This window comes from Aurantimonas sp. A2-1-M11 (assembly GCF_036549475.1).
In the GTDB taxonomy this organism is placed as follows: domain Bacteria; phylum Pseudomonadota; class Alphaproteobacteria; order Rhizobiales; family Rhizobiaceae; genus Aurantimonas.
In genome coordinates this window covers 44771-59258 of the sequence record NZ_JAZHLI010000017.1, presented here as the reverse complement: position 1 = coordinate 59258, position 14488 = coordinate 44771, and the positions used below count along the sequence as shown (strand labels likewise).

11 protein-coding genes are annotated in these 14488 nt (G+C 67.1%); 3 read left to right on the top strand and 8 right to left on the bottom strand.

The features are described 5' to 3' along the window. Positions 1-24 precede the first annotated feature (24 nt). From iolD to VQ042_RS10035, 6 genes are all read right to left on the bottom strand, one after another. Positions 25-1854 (bottom strand): 3D-(3,5/4)-trihydroxycyclohexane-1,2-dione acylhydrolase (decyclizing), encoded by a 1830-nt coding sequence (gene iolD / locus VQ042_RS10060; RefSeq protein ID WP_331818746.1) that lies wholly within the window; start codon positions 1852-1854, stop codon positions 25-27. Then, positions 1851-3767, bottom strand: a complete 1917-nt coding sequence (locus tag VQ042_RS10055; RefSeq protein WP_331818744.1) for a bifunctional 5-dehydro-2-deoxygluconokinase/5-dehydro-2-deoxyphosphogluconate aldolase — start codon at positions 3765-3767, stop codon at positions 1851-1853. Before VQ042_RS10055 ends, iolD begins: the two co-directional genes overlap by 4 nt. Before the next feature lie 2 nt (positions 3768-3769). After that, positions 3770-4549 (bottom strand): ATP-binding cassette domain-containing protein, encoded by a 780-nt coding sequence (locus VQ042_RS10050; RefSeq protein ID WP_331818742.1) that lies wholly within the window; start codon positions 4547-4549, stop codon positions 3770-3772. A gap of 1 nt (position 4550) precedes the next feature. Continuing rightward, on the bottom strand, positions 4551-5657 hold the full coding sequence (locus VQ042_RS10045; protein ID WP_331818739.1) for an ABC transporter permease: 1107 nt from the start codon (positions 5655-5657) through the stop codon (positions 4551-4553). A gap of 214 nt (positions 5658-5871) precedes the next feature. Then, positions 5872-6798, bottom strand: a complete 927-nt coding sequence (locus tag VQ042_RS10040; protein WP_331818737.1) for a sugar ABC transporter substrate-binding protein — start codon at positions 6796-6798, stop codon at positions 5872-5874. A gap of 137 nt (positions 6799-6935) precedes the next feature. Beyond that, the gene (locus VQ042_RS10035) at positions 6936-7772 is read right to left on the bottom strand and encodes a MurR/RpiR family transcriptional regulator (RefSeq protein ID WP_331818735.1); all 837 of its coding nucleotides are present in this window, start codon (positions 7770-7772) and stop codon (positions 6936-6938) included. A 79-nt stretch (positions 7773-7851) separates the two neighbouring features. On the opposite strand from VQ042_RS10035, the gene VQ042_RS10030 reads away from it, so the two are divergent. Genes VQ042_RS10030 through VQ042_RS10020 form a run of 3 tightly spaced genes read left to right on the top strand, consistent with a single transcriptional unit; the run spans position 7852 to position 10806 of the window. Further along, the gene (locus tag VQ042_RS10030) at positions 7852-8976 is read left to right on the top strand and encodes a Gfo/Idh/MocA family protein (RefSeq protein ID WP_331818733.1); all 1125 of its coding nucleotides are present in this window, start codon (positions 7852-7854) and stop codon (positions 8974-8976) included. 10 nt (positions 8977-8986) lie between these two features. Beyond that, positions 8987-9988, top strand: coding sequence for an inositol 2-dehydrogenase (iolG, locus tag VQ042_RS10025; RefSeq protein ID WP_331818731.1), 1002 nt, complete (start codon positions 8987-8989; stop codon positions 9986-9988). 32 nt (positions 9989-10020) lie between these two features. Further along, positions 10021-10806, top strand: a complete 786-nt coding sequence (locus VQ042_RS10020) for a TIM barrel protein (RefSeq protein ID WP_331818729.1) — start codon at positions 10021-10023, stop codon at positions 10804-10806. Positions 10807-11181: 375 nt separating this feature from the next. Here the strand turns inward: VQ042_RS10020 and VQ042_RS10015 are convergent, their stop codons facing one another. Together VQ042_RS10015 and VQ042_RS10010 are read right to left on the bottom strand one after the other, a co-directional pair. Next, positions 11182-12693, bottom strand: a complete 1512-nt coding sequence (locus VQ042_RS10015) for an L-lactate permease (protein WP_331818726.1) — start codon at positions 12691-12693, stop codon at positions 11182-11184. 16 nt (positions 12694-12709) lie between these two features. Continuing rightward, on the bottom strand, positions 12710-13714 hold the full coding sequence (locus VQ042_RS10010; RefSeq protein WP_331818724.1) for a 2-hydroxyacid dehydrogenase: 1005 nt from the start codon (positions 13712-13714) through the stop codon (positions 12710-12712). Between the last annotated feature and the right edge of the window lie 774 nt (positions 13715-14488).

Here is a 14488-nt window from a genome sequence, read left to right as displayed (position 1 = left end):
GGGCGGATGTCGCGCGGCAGCGGGTCAGCCGCCGGCTCGCACCCGCAATTGCGCTTCATAGGCCTCTCGGGCGGCTTGCACCTTCGGGCGGGCGGAGACTTCGGGCACCGCGACGTCCCACCAATGGCCGCCGGGCTCGGTGCTCGCATAGGGGTCGGTATCGATCACGATCACCACCGGCCCGTCCGTCTCCCGCGCCGCGGCCAGTGCGACCTCCAGTTCCGCGATCGACGTCACATGGGACGCGGTGGCGCCCATGGCGGCGGCATGTGCCGCGAAGTCGATGCGCGACGGGTTCACGTGATGGGCGTGCTCCAGGAGATTGTTGAACTCCGCCCCGCCGGTGCTCATCTGCAGCCGGTTGATGCAGCCATAGCCATGATTGTCGGTGACGACGATCGTGAAGTTCAGGCCCAGCATCGCCGCCGTGGCCAGCTCGGAATTGGCCATCATGTAGCTGCCGTCGCCCAGCATGCAGACCACGTCGCGGTCGGGCTCGGCCATCTTGATGCCCATCGCCCCGGCGATCTCGTAGCCCATGCAGGAAAAGCCGTATTCCATATGGTAGGCGCCGGGCCGCGGGGCCTTCCACAGCGTGTGCAGTTCGCCGGGCATGGTGCCGGCCGCGCACATGACGACGGTGTCGCGGCCGCTGGCACGCTGCACCGCGCCGACAACCTGCTGGTCGGTGGGCAGCGCGTTGGTGTCCTGCGGGGCTGCCGTCAGCGGATCGACCTCGGCGAACCAGTCGCGCTTCAACGCCATGTCGGGCGGGGCGAAGGCGTGGTCGCCGAGCGCTTCGGACAACGCCTCGAGGCCGACCTGCGCATCGCAGCACAGCGGCTCGGCGCCGTGCTTCATCGCGTCGTAGGCCGCCACGTTGAGGCTGACGAGCCGGCGATCGGGATTGCGGAAGAGGTTCCAGGACCCGGTGGTGAAATCCTGGAAGCGGGTGCCGACACCGAGGACGAGATCGGCCTCGGCGCACAGCGCATTTGCGCACGCAGCGCCCGTAACGCCCACGGGGCCGAAATTGCGATCGTGATCCCATGCCAATGCCGACTTGCCGGCCTGGCTTTCGACGACGGGAACGTCGTGCTTGCGCACGAAGGCATCGAGGGCGTCGCTCGCGCCGGAATAATGCACCCCGCCGCCGGCGACGATCACCGGCTTCGTCGCGGTCTTCAGAAGCTGCACGACGGCTTCCAGTTCCACCGGATCGGGATTCGGCCGGCGGATCCGCCAGACTTTCGGCGCAAAGAAGGATTCCGGATAGTCGTACGCCTCGGCCTGGACGTCCTGGCAGAAGGCCAGGCATACCGGGCCGCATTCGGCCGGATCGGTCATGATCCGGAAGGCCCGCGGCAGCGCGGTCAGCAATTGCTCGGGCCGCATGATGCGATCGAAATAGCGGGTCACCGGCCGGAAGCAGTCATTGACGGTCACCGTGCCGTCGCCGAAATCCTCGACCTGCTGCAGCACCGGATCGGGCCCGCGATTGGCAAAGACGTCCCCGGGCAGGAGCAGCAGCGGCAGCCGGTTGACGTGGGCGAGCGCGGCGGCCGTCACCATGTTGGTCGCGCCGGGCCCGATGGAGGAGGTCACCGCCATCGCCCGCCTGCGCTGCAGCTGCTTGGCGTAGGCGATGGCCGCATGGCACATCGTCTGCTCGTTGTGGCCGCGAAGGGTCCGGATGGCGTCCTTCTCGGCATGGAGTGCCTCGCCCAGGCCGGCGACGTTGCCGTGGCCGAAGATCGCCCACACGCCGGCGATGAACGGCTCGCCGTCCACCGTCATCTGGGCGGTGAGATATTTCACCAGTGCCTGCGCCGCTGTCAGACGGATCGTCGTCATGCCGCTTTCTCCCCTGCCCGGCGTGCATCGTCCCAGAGCTTGCACAGCCGGCTGTATCGTTCTGCCATCTGCAACACGGCCGCTTCGGGTCCTATGTCGCCGGTCATGAAGGCCTTCGCGGCGTCGGCGAAGATCGTCCGGCCGACGGCGAAGCCCTTCACGAGCTCGAAGCGCGCCGCCACGGAGAAGCTTTCAATCAGCGCCGCCTCGGAGGCGTCCAGGCCGAGCACCACGATGCCGCGCACATGCGGGTCGTTCTGCGTGATCGCCGCGCAGGCATTGCGCCAGCCCGTCTCGCTGGTCATCGGCTCGAGCTTCCACCAGTCGGGATAGATGCCGAGATCGTAGAAGCGACGGATGACCGTCGCTGCAGTCGTGTCGTCCACCGGCCCGACCTTGGACGGAATGATCTCCAGAAGGAATTCCAGCCGGTTGCGCCGCGAGGCCCTGAACAGGCGCAGCACGGTTTCCTCCTGCGCCCGCCAGAGTCCGGGATCGTCGTTAGGATGGCAGAAGCACAGGCACTTGACCACATGCTCGCCCGGCCATTCGGACAGGCCGCCGAAATCGGGACCGATCTCGGGCTCGAGGACGAGCGGCCGCGATCCAGGCCATTCGACGGGTCGCCCGATCCATAGGCCACGCCCGGCGGCGCGATAGAGCGCCTGTCGGCCGAGCCGGCCGTCGCAGAGAATGCCGTGACCGGGCTGGCCGTCCTGGACTCGCAAGACGGCATCCAGGCAGAGCTGCTTGAAGGCCCCGATCCTGTCGGGCGTCGCCCCTTCCAGTTCCTCGAACTGCATGCGGTGATCGAATGCGAAGACGCGCATGGTCGACCAGTCGGTCTTGCGGGTCGTCGACCAGTGGATCTGTTCGAGCTCGGCGTCCTTGCGCAGGGCTTCCTTCGGCGCCCTCACGCCGCGCTTGAGAAAGAACCGAAGCTCCTCCCAGCTCGGATAGGCTGGCGTGCAGCCGTGCCGCGAGACGGCGAAGGCGCCGCAGGCATTGGCGTAAGCGAGCGACGTCGGCCAGTCCTCGCCGTCGAGCCAGCCTTTCAGGAGGCCTGAGATGAAGCCGTCGCCGGCGCCCAGGACGTTGAAAACCTCGATGGGAAAGCCGGGCCCGGCCTGCCCCTCGTCGAGGCTGTCCGGGATCGCGCCCTCGAAGGCGACCGCCCCGGCCGCGCCGCGCTTGCAGACGAGCGTGGCGCCGCTGACGGCGCGCACGGCCCGCAGCGCCGCCACGGTATCGGTGGTGCCGCCGGCAATGTGGAATTCCTCCTCCGTCCCGACCACGAGATCGAAGAGGTGGAGGGTGGACTGGAGCTTGGCCGTCACGGCCGCCGAAGCGATGAAGCGTTCCTCGCCCGCGCCATGGCCGGCGAGCCCCCACAGATTCGGACGATAGTCGATGTCGAGTGCGGTGCGGGCGCCGCTGCCGCGCGCCAGTTCCAGCGCCTTCAGGACGGCGGCCTCGGTGCGCGGATGGCTGAGATGGGTTCCCGTCGCGACCACGGCCCTTGCGCGGGCGATGAAGGCCCCGTCGATGTCGTCCTCGCATAGCGCCATGTCGGCGCAGTCCTCGCGGTAGAAGATCAGCGGAAACTGCTCATCGTCGCGAATGCCGAGAAGGACCAGCGCCGTGAGCCGGTCCGGATCGGTGACGACCCCCGTCGTATCGACGCCCTCGCGCTGCAGTTCCTCGCGCAGGAACCTGCCCATGTGCTCGTCGCCAACGCGGGTGATCAGCGCCGAGCGCAGTCCCAGCCGGGCCGTGCCAGTCGCCATGTTGGTGGGCGAGCCGCCGACATATTTCTCGAAGCTGCGCATGTCCTCGAGCCGCCCCCCGACCTGGGCGCCATAAAGGTCGACGGAGGATCGGCCGATAGTGATGAGATCGAGATCCTTCAACATTATCAGACGGTTCCTCCGAGCGAGCCCTGCAGCTCGGCCATTTCCTGGCCGCCGGCCATCAGGTCCTGGAGCTCGCTGGCGGTAATCTCGCCGCGTGCCGCCGTTCCCAGCGTGCGGCCACGGTTCAGCACGGTGAAGCGATCGCCCACCGCCATGGCATGGCGGACATTGTGGGTGATGAAGACGACGCCGATCCCCTGATCGCGGACCTTCTCGATGGTGGCCAACACGTTCGAGGTCTGGCGCACGCCCAGTGCCGAGGTCGGCTCGTCCAGGATCAGCACCTTGGCGCCGAAAAACACCGCTCGCGAGATCGCGACGGTCTGGCGCTCGCCGCCGGACAGGGTGCCGACCGCCTGGTCGGGACCGCGCAGGGCGATGCCCATCTTGCGCATCTCCTCGATTGTGACCTCGTTGGCCTTCTCGATGTCCATCCGCTTGAACAGCCAGCGTCCCTTGGTGGGTTCGCGGCCCATGAAGAAGTTGCGGGTCACCGACATCAGGGGGATCATCGCCAGGTCCTGGAAGACCGTCGCAATGCCGGCCTCCATCGCGTCGCGCGGGCTGTCGAAGGACATCGGTTTGCCTTCGAAGAAGATCTCGCCCTTCGTCGGCTTGTGGACCCCTGACATGGTCTTGATGAAGGTCGACTTGCCGGCGCCATTGTCGCCCAGCAGGCAGTGACACTCGCCGGGCAGGACATCGAAGCTGACGCCGGCCAGCGCGATGATGTTGCCGAAATGCTTCTCGATGTTTTCCATGTGAACGATGGGCTTGGTCATGTCAGCGCTCCCCCGTCACCTGCTTGCGGATGTAGTTGTTGAAGAGCACCGCCACGAGCAGCATGCCGCCCAGGAAGATCTGGAACCAGTCCTGATCGAAACCGGTGTAGGTCAGGCCGATCGTGACCATGCCGAAGATGATCGCACCGAAGAAGGCGCCGATCGCCGAGCCGTACCCGCCAGTCAGCAGGCACCCGCCGATGACGGCGGCGATGATCGCTTCGAATTCCTTCATGAAGCCACGCCGTGCGTCGGTGGACCCGGCGTCCATCACCGTGATGATGGCGACGAGGGCGCCGCAGCAGGCGGCGAACATGAACAGTGAGATCTTCACCTTGCGGACCGGCACGCCGGAATTGGACGCCGCGACCTTGTCGCCGCCGGCGGCGAAGATCCAGTTGCCTTGCGGCGTGCGTGTCAGGACATAGGTCGCCACGAGCGCCAGGCCGATGAACCAGAGGATCTCGACGGGAACCCCCGGCACCTTCGCCGTGCCGTTGGAGAAGGTTTCGATGACGCCGTTTGCCGCCATCCAGGCAAACAGACCGGTGAAGGCATCGCCGGAGAAGATCGGCATCAGCCAGTCCGTCTCGACGGCGTCGCGGACGCCGCGCAGCTGCGTCGAACCGCCGGTCGCGATCTTCAGGCCGACCAGCGAGGCACCGCGCAGGATGAACAGGAACGCCAGCGTAACGATGAAGGAGGGCAGGCCCGTCTTCAGGACGATCGTGCCGTTGACCGAGCCGACCGCCGCAGCGACCATGAAGGTGATGGGGATCGCCACGATGAGCGGCAGGCCGAGCGTGACCGTGCAGGCGGCGAAGATCAGGCCGGCAAAGGCGACCATGGAGCCGATCGACAGGTCGAACTCGCCGCCGATCATCAGCATCGCCGCGCCGATCGCCAGGATGCCCAGCTGGGCGGCGGGGGTCATGAAGTTCATGATGCCGGACAGGGTGAACATCGAACTGTCGGCGGTGATCATGAAGAAGGCCGTCACGACAACCAGGCCGGCGATGGCACCGAGTTCCGGCCGCTTCATCAGCCGGGACGCGAAACCCTCACGCTTGAGGCGCTCGTCGGCGACCATCTGGGGTGTGTCGGACATCGTCGTTCCTCCCTCTGGACAAGGCTTCGCCGTGGCCGCAAAGCCGGCATGGCATGTCGGAGATGCTTCGCGCCTCGTGCCTGTCCGCTGCAGGCGGCTTCGGACGCCTCGCCGGTTCCTTCGCAGGCCGTTGCGAGGCCGGGTCGGCGGACGGGCCCGTCCGCCGACCGGGACGCGCCCCGTGGGCCGCCTCTCCTCGCCGGCCTGACAGAGGCTAGCGGATGCCCTTCGCCGACAGCTCGACGACCTGGGCGGCCTTGTCCTGGGTGATCAGGTTCGGGCCCGAAGGCACGTTGCCGCCCGGGACCAGACCGTATTTCGCATTGAGCGCCAGGAAGGTCACCGGCAGGTAGCCCTGCAGGAACTGCTGCTGGTCGATGGCGAAGGCAGCCTTGCCGTCGGCGACGGCCTCCAGGAAGCTGGCCGAAAGGTCGAAGGTCGCGACCTTGACGTCGCCCGTCCGGCCGACGGCCTCGACGGCCTTCAGCGCCGGTTCGCCGACGAGCGACGCACCGAGCCCCAGCACCGTATCGATGTCCGGATTGGACGTCAGCGCGGCCTGGATTTTCGATTCTACTTCGGCCGGGTCGTTCTGGGTCGGGATCACTTCGACCTGGCCGCCGAAGCCTTCGGCGAAGCCTGCGCAGCGCTGGTCGAGGGAGACGTTGCCGACTTCCTGGTTGACGCAGATCGCGACCTTGCCGCCGTCCTCGGCGAGCTGCTCGCCGGCGATCTTACCCGCGGTGAACTCATCCTGGCCGACATGCAGCAACGCGCCGAGGTCCTTGGATGCGTCGGAGCCCGAATTCATGGAAATGACCGGGATGCCGGCCTGGACCGCCCGCTCGATCGATGGCCCCAGGGCGTCGGCATCGGGGATCGAGACGACCAGCCCGTCCGGCTCCTGGTTAACCGCGGCATCGATGAGCTGGCTCATCTGCACCATGTCGAAGGTCTCGGGCGCCCGGTAGTCGACGCTGGCGCCGCTGTCCTTGGCAGCCTGGTCGACGCCGTTCTTAACCACCGACCAGAAGGGGTCGTTGGCCTGGCCGTGCGAGACCACGATGATCTGCTGGGCGAGCGCCGGACTCGCAAAGGCGATGGCCGCGGCGGCGATGGTCGTTTTCAGGAACGTGTTCATGGATCCTCCCGTTGAGCACATGCAGGCACCGCCCGCATTCGGAACCGGCCGGAGCCGGATTCTTCTCGTTCCCGTCCGCCCTCACTCCCGAGCATTTTGGAACAATTATTCCATCTGCGATATCGCGACCGGGAGAGTCAAGCCCTTTCCTTGCGTAAGCCGCCGATCGCCACTGCCAGTGCGGTGACGAGTGCCATGGCGGCATTGGGGGCGCGGAAACCGCCCACCTCCACCTCGCGCGCAATGAGGAGTTGCTCGGCCACGTCGCCCAAGGGGCACATGGTGGTGTCGCTCAGCGCCAGCACCGGGATGCTCCGCGCGCCGACCCGCGATGCCAGCGTCAGCGTCTCCTGGGAAAATGGCGCGAAGGTCACGGCGAACAGCGCATCATCCGCACCGATCGCATGGTCGCTCTCGATCTGACCGGTGGTGTGGTGCAGCATCGAGGCGACGCCCATCTTGTCGAGGAGATAGGCGAAATAGACCACCACGGCGAAGGCGCGCCGCAGGCCGATCAGATGGATCGTGCGCGCCGCAGCAAGGCGCTCCGCCACCGCCTGAAGCTGCCGGCCGTCCAGCTCGTTCGACATGTCCATCAATGACTTGACGCCGGCCTCGGCGAAGCTGGCCGCGAGCCGGCCGGCACCCGAGGCGCCCTCCGCCCGCAGCATCGACAGGCGCTCCGTATAGTCCGGCCGCAACTGCGCGTATTCGGCGCGGAACAGCGCCTGCATTTCCGAATAGCCGGAGAATCCCAGCGTCTGGCAGAAGCGCATGAAGGCCGACGGCGGGACATCGGCCAGCTGCGCCATGTCCGCGACTGTCGACACGGCCACGCGATCGAGATTGCCGCGCAGGCAGATCGCACATTGCTTCAATCGTTTGGGCAGGCTCTCATCGATCCGGTCGAGTGCGCCGAGGAGTTCGGCGACGCTGGCCGGCGGCTGGCGCGCCTCGTCGGCTGGACTGTCCATGTCGGTCTCCTGGCTTGACTCCCGCCCGATCGTGGCGCATCCGTCATGGAATAAATATTCCAATAGACGGGAGGAGTCGATGGCGGTCGGCCTGGGTCTTATCGGCACCGGCTTCATGGGCAAGGCTCACGCTCTGGCCTATGGCGCGGCACGTGCGGTGTTCGGCGACGTGCCGCCCGTCCGCATGGCAAGCCTGTGCGACGGCGAGCCCGGGCGCGCAAGTGCGTTCGCCGATCAGTTCGGCTTTGCCGCGGCGACGTCCAACTGGCGTGCGATCGTCGAGGATCCTGATGTCGACCTGGTATCGATCACGACGCCGAACGCCCTGCATTGCGAGATGGCCTTGGCGGCGCTGCAGGCGGGCAAGGCCGTCCATTGCGAAAAGCCGCTCGCCATCACGCTCGCCGATGCGCGGACTATGGCGGCCGCGGCCGAAAAGGCGGGCCTCGCCACGCTGGTCGGCTACAATTACGTCCACAATCCCGCCTTCACCCATGCCGGCCGCCTGATCGCCGACGGCGTCATCGGCAGGCCGGTGCATTTCCGCGGCTGGGTCGACGAGGACTATCAGGCCGATCCCGACCTCGCCTGGACATGGCGGGCAAAACGCACCGAAGCCGGCCTCGGCGCGCTGGGCGATCTGGGCTGCCATCTCGTGTCCATGGCCGTCGCCCTGATGGGGCCGATCGCCAGCCTGATCGCCGACACGCAGATCGTGCATGCGACGCGCCCTTTGTCGGATGGCTCCGGCCGCGCCGCGGTCGAGAACGAGGACACGGCGTCGGCCATCGTGCGCTTTGCAAGCGGTGCACAGGGGACGTTGTGCACCTCGCGGGTGGCCTGGGGACGCAAGAACCGGCTCGACTGGGAAGTCCACGGGACCCGAGGTACGCTCTCGTTCAGCCAGGAACGCATGAACGAGCTGACGCTCTACGTGAATGACGGACCGGCCGCGCGCCAGGGTTTCCGCACCATTCTCACCGGCCCCGGCCATCCCCCCTATGGCGCATTCTGCCCGGCGCCCGGACATCAACTCGGTTTCGGCGACCTGAAGACGATCGAGGCGGCCAGCATGCTGCGCGCGATCGCCGGCGGACCGCCGACCCGGCCGAATTTCACCGACGCCCTCGCTTTTGAGGCCGTCATCCATGCCATCGACGAGGCGAGCCGCTGCGGGCAGCGCGTCACGCTCCAGACCTCCTGAGAGAGTTTCCATGAAAGTCGCACTCTTCGGCGCCGGCCGCATCGGGAAGGTCCACGCCGCCTCCATCCGGATGGACCCCAGATCCGACCTCGTCGCCGTCACCGACGTCGTGGCCGGCGCCGCCAACGCCCTGGCGGCCGAGCACGGCATCGCCGCAAGGCCGGCGGACGACATCCTGGCCGATGCCGGCATCGACGCCATCCTGATCGCGTCCTCGACCAACACCCATGCCGAGCTCATCGAGAAGGGCATCGCTGCAGGCAAGGCCGTCTTCTGCGAAAAGCCCATCGATCTCGATCTCCAGCGCGCGCTTGGCGTGAAGGCGGCGGTGGCCGCCTCGGGTCGGCCGGTGATGATGGGCTTCAACCGGCGCTTCGATCCGAACTTCGCCGCCCTGCAGGGCGCCTATGTCGCCGGCGAGATCGGCCAGGGCGAGCTGCTGGCGGTAACCTCCTACGATCCCGCCCCGCCGCCGGTGTCCTACATCAAGGTCTCGGGCGGCCTGTTCCGGGACATGATGATCCACGATTTCGACATGTGCTGCTGGCTGTTCGGCATGCCCCGGACGGTCACGGCGACGGGCTCGTGCCTGGTGGACCCGCAGATCGGCGCGGCGGGCGACATCGATACCGCCGTTGTGGTGCTGGGCTATGCGGACGGCCGCATCGCGACGATCCGCAACTCCCGCCGGGCCGTCTATGGCTACGATCAGCGGATCGAACTGCTCGGCTCGCAGGGCATGCTGGAGGCGCAGAACGTCGCCGAGAACACCGTGGCGAAGTCCACCGTCGCCGGCGTGGTCTCGGCCAAGCCGGTCCACTTCTTTCTGGAGCGCTACATGCGCGCCTATGCGATCGAGTGGTCGCGCTTCGTCGACAGCGTCGTCGATGGCGCGCCGCTCGCGGCGACCGTGGATGACGGCGTCAACGCGCTCGCCCTGGCGGAGGCGGCCAACATCTCGTTCGCCGAAAATCGCCGGGTCGAGATCACCGCGGCCATGATCGGCCGCTGAACGCCGCGCGCAAATACGGGATTGCAGACACCATGACCGAGGGACCGTTTCAACTGGCCGCCTGCGCAGAAATGCTCTGGCGCGACAGGCCGATGGAATGGCGCCTCAAACGCCTGACGGAGCGCGGCCTTGCGGTCGGCCTGTGGAACTGGCCGGACCACGACCTGGCCATGCTCGCGCGATCGGGGGCCAGCTTCTCGATCATGAACGGCTATTTGCGCGGGCGCCTGGCCGACGACGCGGGTGCGGCCGAACTTCTCGCCACCGCGCGCGAGACGGCGAATGTCGGCAGGCGGCTCGGCGTCGCCCGCCTCAACCTGCATGGGACGGGCCTCGGCGAAGGCGGCCTGCCGATCACGCCCTGCCGGCAGGTCGCCGGCGCTATGTGGCTCAGGGCCCGCGATACGTTGCAGAGAATTGCCGATCTCGCCGACGAGATGGACGTCGTCTTCACCTTGGAAAACCTCAACGTCGCCGTCGATCATCCCGGCGTCCCGTTCGCCAGCGCGCAGGATACCCTTGCCCTCGTCTCGGCGATCGATCGGCCGGGCCTGCGACTGAACCTCGACCTCTATCACGCACAGGTCGGAGAAGGGAATCTGATCGAGTTGTGTCGCAGAGCGCTGCCCTGGATCGGGGAGATACAGGTCGCCGACGTTCCCGGCCGCATGGAACCGGGGACCGGCGAGATCGCCTATGCCGGCATCGCGCGGGCATTGGTCGCGATGGGATATCGTGGTCCCGTCGGGCTGGAAGCCTTTGCCAGCGGCGACCCGGAACTGGCACTCGATGCGTTCCAGCGTGCTTTCACAGTGTGAGGGATCGGCAGCTGTGACATGTTGGCCCGTAGTCGGCATTGTTTGGAAAAGCGGGGTTAAGCCAGAAGACCCTTGCGCCGACCCGCCTCGGCAGGTTGCCACGCGACATGGGATCGAATTGCGCTGCCGCCTTTGACGCGCTTCGCCGGGAAGACGCGTATCCAGGGCACGCTGGATGGGCGCGGGCGAAAACGTTCGCGACACAGTTCGACGTCTGGCGCAGATGTTGCGCGACCCCGTTTCGCGAGGCAACGCAGTTCGGCAAGAGCACCGGCCCCCTCTTTCATGTCATGCACCACATCGTGCCAATCCGACTCTGTCGCTCCATGACCTTGCCGATTTCCGCCCTTCTCGCAGCCATCTGCGGGATCATCCTCAGGCGAGCAAAAACACCAGCACGCCCCCGGCGGCGGCGTAGACGACGCAGGCCGCGATGGTGTGGCGCAGGATCTCTCCCTCGCGGCCGACCAGCCCGACCGTGGCGGCGCCGGCAACGATGTTGTGCGGGCAGACGATGTTTCCCACCGCGGCGCCGAAACTCTGGGCCGCGGCCATTCCCAGAACGGGAAGTCCCAGCGCCTGCGCGGTGGCCGCCTGGAAGTCCGTCAGCAGGATGTTGGACGCCGTGGCCGATCCGGTGACGAACGTGCCGAGCACGCCGACAGCGGGAGCGACGAAGGGCCAGGCGCCGCCGAAGGTGCCGGCCGCGGCGCCCGACAACGCCTCGATCATGCCCGCATGCACCATCAGCCGTGCCAAGGCCAGCATCGCCGTGAGCGCTAGGATCACCTGCGGCAAGCGGCCGGCCGCCCGCAAGGCCGCGCCGCCGATCTCGCCCGCCCCTCGGCCCTGGAGCAGCGCGCCCCCCACGAAGCCGATCATTAGCATCGTGCCGGGATGGTAGAGTGGCTGAATGCCTCCGGCAAAGCCGCCCGGAAGGGTCCAGGACCAGTCGAGGGTGCGCAGCGCCTCCTGCAACGACGGCACGAGCCGTGTCAAAAGGATCAGCGTCAGCAGGACCAGATACGGAAGCCCGGCACGTACCAGCGCGATCACCCCCGATGTCGGGGCCGCGTCGCTGCCATGGCCACCCTGACGACGCAGCATCGCCACGAAGGCCAGCCCACCAATGAGCGCACCGCCGATGGTCGGCAGCTCCGGACCGGCGAAATAGGCCAGCGCCATGAAGGGCAGCAAAAACAGGCCCGCGGCGGCAGCGGCACGGGCCCAGCCCGATGCGCGCTGTGCTCCGTCCGCCCCGTCCCCAGCCAGCCGGAACATGAAGGCGAGCAGGATCCAGCCGAGCGTACCGTGCAGCAGGGCGGTCGCCCGCGCCAGTTCCAGGCCGGTCAGTCCGGTTGCGGCGATCTGGGGCAGGACCGGCGTTCCGATCGCCCCGAACGAGACCCCGGCCGCGTGGCCGATTAGGACGAGCGTCAGGGCGCGCACGGGCGAGAAGCCGAGCCCGACGAGGATCGGAGCCGCCAGCGCCACGGGCGTTCCAAAGCCTGCGGCCCCTTCGAGAAAGAGCGCGAAGAACCAGGCGGCCAGAATTGCCAGCATGCGCCGGTCGTTCGACAGCCTGGTCAGCGCCTCCCGCAGGAGATCGAATGCGCCCGAGCGCAGTTGCAACTCGTAGATGCAGAGCGCCGGGAAGATGATCCAGAGGATCGTCACGGCCGTGAACAGCGCTTCGGCGAAGGCGCCGGTGACGGCCAGCGACGGGCCGATCCCGGCCAGCGTCACGCGGCCGTATCCGAAGGGGCCGAGCGCGATTGCCAGGGTCAGGGCCAGGCCCGCCAGCCCTGCCAGGGCGGCGGACTGGCGCAGCCCGATCATCAGCCCGAGGATCAGCAGGATCGGCGACAGGGCGAGCAGGGCCGGCATCACGGCTTCCGGTCTGTCAGGCCAACCGCTCCACCGAGACCTCGTGCACCGCCCGGCCAGTCTCGGCGAAGGCGCTGATGTTCGCGATGGTGGTGGTGGCGATGCCGGACAGGGCCTCGCGGGTGAGAAACGCCTGGTGGCCGGTGATCAGGACATTCGGGAAGGTGAGCAGGCGTGCGAACACGTCGTCCCGCAGCACGGTGCTCGAGAGATCCTCGAAGAACAGATCCGCCTCCTCCTCGTAGACGTCGATCCCGAGACTTCCGAGCGACCCGTTCTTGAGCGCGCGGATCGCTGCGCGGGTGTCGATCAGCGCGCCCCGTCCGGTGTTGATCAGCATCAGCCCCTTCTTCGCGCGCGCAAGAAAACGGGCATCAACCAGATGGTTCGTGTCGGGGGTCAAGGGGCAGTGCAGCGTCACCACGTCGCTTTCGGCGCCGAGCTCGTCCAGCGACACATAGCGTGCGCCCAGGGCCACGCATGCCGCGTCCGGATAGGGGTCGAATGCGAGCACGCGGCAGCCGAAGCCGGTCAGGATGCGCACGACGACGGCGCCGATCTGTCCAGTTCCGACGACGCCGACGGTCTTGCCGTAAAGATCGAAGCCGATCAGCCCGTCGAGCGCGAAATTGCCCTCCCGCACGCGGTTGTAGGCGCGGTGGATCTGGCGATTGAGCGCCAGGATCAGGGCGAGCGTATGCTCGGCGACGGCATGCGGCGAATAGGCCGGAACGCGCGACACGGTGATCTTGAGATCCCGCGCCGCCGCCAGGTCGACATGGTTGAAGCCGGCGCAACGCAGAGCGACAAGACGGATACCCTGCCGGGCCAGGATCGACAGGGTTTCGGCATCGGCGACGTCGTTGACGAACAGGCAGACGGCGTCGGATCCTGCAGCCAGCGGGGCGGTCTGCTCCGTCAGCCGTGGCTCGTGAAACAGGAGCCGGTGCGCCGTGCCGACATTCGCCGCCTCCAGGAAGCTGCGATCATATGGCTTCGTGCTGAACACCGAGACCTGCATGTGTCTCCCCTCTCCTCGTGCCCGCCGCCTGGATCAGCCGGCGAAATTCTGGCCTGGACAACTCCCACAGACTGCGCCGCGGCTGCCTCGAGTCCTGCCACCGGCTCTGACGGTCGCGATCGCAAGATCGTCAGCAAGTGCAGCGAGGCTCTTTTCGAGCTTAGGTCGTGGCATGTCCCTGTCCAGCGTCGGGCCATGGCAATGGCCTGCGAGGATAGCCGCCCGACATTGCGCATCCGTTGCGACGATCGCGGCCGAGCGATCGACGGACCGGCGCCTGTTCAGGACGTCTCGGCACCTGAAGCGGTGCGCCAAGCGGGAAGGCGGCGAACCCACCCGCCGTTTCGAAAGGTCCACGCGCCACGCTGCATGGGTACTGAAGCGTGTAGGCTCGAAACAATACCTCAGCCGAATGGTGGACCGACGGGATTCCTGCCTGAACGCCATTTTGCCCTGTGGAGAATGACGATGCGGTGGGAAGGCGATGGTGATGTCCAGCGCATCGACGAGCTTGCGCAGCATGGTCAGGGTTGGTGACCCTCCCCGTCACCACCTTCGACAGCATGCGTTCCCAACAGCCGACAGAACCGGTTGCTTGAGCGACAGATTGTGCAGGGTCCGCATGTGCCGGAGCTTGCGCCCCACGTCCTGCGGTATGGAATCGTGCGTCTCTTGCACGCCGCAGACAACCTCGACCTGGCGGGTAGATGGCGCCGGCCACAACCGGGTCGCATCGGCGTTCTGGTCAGATAACCCCAAGTAGCACGCGACCGG

What these genes read in the sequence shown, in the direction of transcription:
- iolD (WP_331818746.1), bottom strand. Translation starts at nt 1,854, where the DNA reads ATGACGACGATCCGTCTGACAGCGGCGCAGGCACTGGTGAAATATCTC.
- VQ042_RS10055 (WP_331818744.1), bottom strand. Translation starts at nt 3,767, where the DNA reads ATGTTGAAGGATCTCGATCTCATCACTATCGGCCGATCCTCCGTCGAC.
- VQ042_RS10050 (WP_331818742.1), bottom strand. Translation starts at nt 4,549, where the DNA reads ATGACCAAGCCCATCGTTCACATGGAAAACATCGAGAAGCATTTCGGC.
- VQ042_RS10045 (WP_331818739.1), bottom strand. Translation starts at nt 5,657, where the DNA reads ATGTCCGACACACCCCAGATGGTCGCCGACGAGCGCCTCAAGCGTGAG.
- VQ042_RS10040 (WP_331818737.1), bottom strand. Translation starts at nt 6,798, where the DNA reads ATGAACACGTTCCTGAAAACGACCATCGCCGCCGCGGCCATCGCCTTT.
- VQ042_RS10035 (WP_331818735.1), bottom strand. Translation starts at nt 7,772, where the DNA reads ATGGACAGTCCAGCCGACGAGGCGCGCCAGCCGCCGGCCAGCGTCGCC.
- VQ042_RS10030 (WP_331818733.1), top strand. Translation starts at nt 7,852, where the DNA reads ATGGCGGTCGGCCTGGGTCTTATCGGCACCGGCTTCATGGGCAAGGCT.
- iolG (WP_331818731.1), top strand. Translation starts at nt 8,987, where the DNA reads ATGAAAGTCGCACTCTTCGGCGCCGGCCGCATCGGGAAGGTCCACGCC.
- VQ042_RS10020 (WP_331818729.1), top strand. Translation starts at nt 10,021, where the DNA reads ATGACCGAGGGACCGTTTCAACTGGCCGCCTGCGCAGAAATGCTCTGG.
- VQ042_RS10015 (WP_331818726.1), bottom strand. Translation starts at nt 12,693, where the DNA reads ATGCCGGCCCTGCTCGCCCTGTCGCCGATCCTGCTGATCCTCGGGCTG.
- VQ042_RS10010 (WP_331818724.1), bottom strand. Translation starts at nt 13,714, where the DNA reads ATGCAGGTCTCGGTGTTCAGCACGAAGCCATATGATCGCAGCTTCCTG.